This window comes from Paenibacillus pasadenensis DSM 19293, from assembly GCF_000422485.1.
Taxonomy (GTDB): domain Bacteria; phylum Bacillota; class Bacilli; order Paenibacillales; family Paenibacillaceae; genus Paenibacillus_O; species Paenibacillus_O pasadenensis.
This window is the reverse complement of record NZ_AULW01000075.1, coordinates 1-3,878: the sequence shown is the minus strand read 5'-3', so window position 1 is coordinate 3,878 and position 3,878 is coordinate 1. Positions and strand designations below refer to the sequence as shown.

Below are 3,878 nucleotides of genomic sequence, written 5' to 3'. Positions count from 1 at the left end.
AGGGGTACCGCCAACATTTTAACGATAATATACGCTAAGCCTTCGGATGTACCTGGCTTAGCGTTTTTTCTTACTCTAAGCCCAATAGTCCGGGCTACACCGCCCGGACTACCGATCACTCACCTTCCTGTTGTTTCAGCGGTCGTAATGAGTTGAGAGACGTATTCTGCTTGAAGTTGAATTTGTATTCACCTAGAAAATTGATGTGCTCCCATCCAAGGGGGGAAATGTGATTTAGCAGTTCTTCCTGAAGCTTACCTTGCTTTTTGCGGTGTTCAGTTGCCTGCTGGAGATAGACGGTATTCCAAACGCTAATTGCATTGATGATAATGTTCAACGCACTTGCCCGTTGGAGCTGATCTTGTAGCGCACGTTCCCGCAGTTCGCCATGTTTGCCGAAGAAGATCGCTCTGGCCAATGCGTTCATGGCTTCTCCTTTGTTCAACCCCCGATGGATTTTTCTCCGCAGCGCCTCGCTCGAAAGGTAATCCAGAATGAAGATCGTTTTCTCGATACGCCCCATTTCTCTCAGCGCGGTAGCCAAGCTGTTTTGTCTTGCATAGGAACCGATTTTCCCCATAATGAGTGATGCTGAAACGGTTCCTTCCCGGATGGAGTGAGCCAGCCGGAGTACATCGTCGTAGTTCTCTTGAATGATCTTTGTATTAATCTGTCCGCGAAGCAGCTTCTCCAATTTAGGGAAAATGGACGGTTTTCCGATAGCGTAGAGCTTGGAATCAGCCAAGTCGCGTAAGCGCGGCGCAAAGCGAAATCCAAGCAAATGCGTTAAACCAAAGACTTGATCGGTGTAACCGGCTGTATCCGTATAATGCTCCTCAATGGACAAGTCCGTTTCGTGGTGGAGCAAACCGTCGATGACGTGTACGGCATCCCGAGCGTTCGTATTGATGACTTTCGTATAGAACGTGGAAAACTGGTCGCTCACGAAGCGATATATCGTTGCTCCTTTTCCGGTCCCGTAGTGAGGATTCGCATCTGCGTGAAGAGACGATACACCGATCTGGACGCGCATTCCATCAGATGAGGAGGTAGTGCCATTCCCCCAATATGAAGGCAGCGCCAGCTTATGATGAAAATTGACAAGAACAGCTTGCGCTTTATTCATCGCGTCTTCGTACAGCCGCCATTGAGCTGTATTGGCCATTTGCCGATATGAAATGCTCGGCGTGGCTTCAGCCATCTTCGTAAGCCCGATGTTCGTTCCCATTGCCATAAGGGTAGCCATAAGGATTGTTGTTTCTTCCTCGTTCGGAGCGCGGTTACTGGAAGCGTGAATAAACTGCTCATGAAAATTCGTCCAGTTGGCTACTTCCATGAGCAGATCCGTAAGCTTAATTCGTGGTAGCAGCTCATAGAGGGAAAGACTGAAATTTCGGGATTCATCGGGAACATCTTTCTCCAATCGCTCAATGTGCAATTTCCCGTTCTCCAAATTTACTCCGTCCAGCTCATCGATGTGATCCGAAACCCAATTTAATCTTTGAAGAAGTGCTTCAATCCGTTCTTCAAGATATTCCTTTGCGGACAAACTGACGGCAAGCTTTGTAGCGTTAGGATCAATGCCATTCCAATCGGCTTTCGGAACAAGGTATTCCTCGAAATCCTTATGCTGACGGCTTCCGACTATGGACACGTCCCCGGAACGAACGTAATTCCGCAACTCTGTCAGGACAGCCATTTCGTAGTAATGCCGGTTGATCGTTCCGTCATCGTCGTAAACGTGCTTTTGCCAGCGGTTCGAAACGAAGTTCAGCGGCGCGCCTTCCGGAACCTTCCGCTTCCCGGTTTCATTCATATCCCGGATGATATCGACCGCCTTCATTAGCGGCTCTGCGGACTTAGTTGACCGAAATTCCAACGATTTTAGCAGCGTTGGCGTGTATTTTCGGAGCGCATAGAATTTCTTTTCTAACAAGTCCAAGTAGTCGTAATCAACTGGTCGCGCCAGCCGTTTAGCTTCCTCCACGGATGCGACGACCTGATCCCACGGCATGACGGCATCAAGAGCAACAAACGGATCAATGCCTTCGCTTCGGGCCTTAATAAGAGCGGCTCCAAGATCGGCAAAGTGAACAACCTTTTCGTTGATCGATTTACCGTTTTGCTTTTGAAGTTCCTCTTGGGCCTTTCTCCCTTTGGAAAGCAGTATCATAATCTGCCGGTCATGAATCTCGAAAGCCAGGTCTGTCAAATCCTGAATTAGTTCCAATAGGTACGCTACTAAAATCGCGTACTTTTTCGGATCATTAAAACGTCTGAAAGAATGAGGTTCGTAACGCGAACCGATTTTAGAAAGTTGACGTAGACGGTTCGGATGGATGCCTTTCGTATCGACTTGCAGCTGCAAGTCGCGTAAGTATTCGAGTTTTTCAATCACCTTCAAAAAAGAATCCGGAGAGCTAGTACCTGGAATTTCCCTTAACCATGCTAAGTAGGTTTTGCTACTTTCCGGCATGGTGGTTAAGACGCGATCCAGCTTAGCAATTTGTAATTCTGTCAGTGAACTGCTGAGCAGCTTGAATATTTTTTCTTCTGTTCGTTTGCGCGTTTCCCAAACGGCTCTTTCAATTGTAGCCATTGAAGGGAGAATGATTTTACGCTTACGTAAATCTTCGAGTGCGAGTTGAATCAGGTGTAAGGGATTGCCGTTTGCCATTGCATGGCTAAATAGATGCTTGCACAAAGAACGATATTCGCTCAAGGTGAATGTCTGGTAGCCATATTCTTTCCGGATCTCATCCAGATGCTCGTACTTCGTTGCTTCTCGGTCGCCGTAAGATGCAAAAGACTCCACATCGGCATTGATTTGCTTTGCAATATGACGAAGAATTTGAACCGGCACTTCTTTTGTATCAGAAAGTGTCCAGCCGAGATAACGAAGTACGCACAGCTGCACGGCAAAGCCGAGTCGATTATAATCTCTTCGCCGCTGCTGTATGATTTCAAGGTCATGCTGTGTAAATGTGAAATAAGTGCCCAATTCCCATTCGCCAAGATCAGGCGGTATCTGCAAATAATGCAGCCGTTCCTCCGGAGTTAGCAGTTCCCTTACTCTCGCGTACATCGTACTTCATCCCCCTATTGCCAAGCTATTTTTTCGACTTCCGCTTGCAGATCCGCACGGGTTGCCTTGACGTAAATCATCGTTGTGTCCAGACTATCGTGTCCCATAATTTGCGCCAAGCGGTGCAACGGCGTGTTTTCTGCCATCACATAGCCGAACCGGTGCCGTAGATCGTGGGCGCTCAATCCTTCGAGCCGGGCTGCTTTCATATATTTTTGAATTAAATGACGTAAAGCACGTTCGGTTAATCGATCGCCGGTCTTTTCAGATGGAAACAGAAAAGGACTGTGCGGAGGGAGTTCTGCCAGATATTTTTCTAAAGCAACTCTACACGTGGCGTTCAAAGGAACTTCCCTCTGTTTATTTCGTTTTCCGGATCGGACCGTAAGCTGACCACTACGTTTACCGATTTGAATATCTCCGGGAGCCAAGTCACACACTTCCATGCTTCGTAAGCCCGTGTGAAACATCACGATTAGAATCGTCTGATCCCGAAGAGAACCGCCATGCTCGGCCGCAGCAACCAAAGCAGCTTCTTCTTTGTCTGTCATCTGTCTGGGGCTTACCTTTTCTTCCGGAACCAATTTAACCGGCTTCGAAGGGTCGCGGCGAATCCTGGATTCTGACACGGCCCATTCAAAAAAACGTTTCAGGGTAATAAGCCGCCGGTTAATGGTCGCCGGTTTCAATTCCATTATTTTTTGTGCTGCTTCCCTATATCGCGTTAATGTTGGAGTAGCCACATCTTCAATTCGAAATATAATCTCTTCCTCTTGGTGGTAGGCGGTCTCAA

2 protein-coding genes are annotated in these 3,878 nt (G+C 47.6%); both read right to left on the bottom strand.

Going from position 1 to position 3,878, the window contains the following annotated elements; genetic code table 11:
* Positions 1 to 115: 115 nt before the first annotated feature.
* On the bottom strand, positions 116 to 3,085 hold the full coding sequence (locus tag H582_RS0110690; protein WP_028598545.1) for a Tn3 family transposase: 2,970 nt from the start codon (positions 3,083 to 3,085) through the stop codon (positions 116 to 118).
* A gap of 14 nt (positions 3,086 to 3,099) precedes the next feature.
* A partial coding sequence (locus tag H582_RS26965) for a tyrosine-type recombinase/integrase (protein WP_043111198.1) occupies positions 3,100 to 3,878 on the bottom strand: 779 nt, incomplete at its 5' end.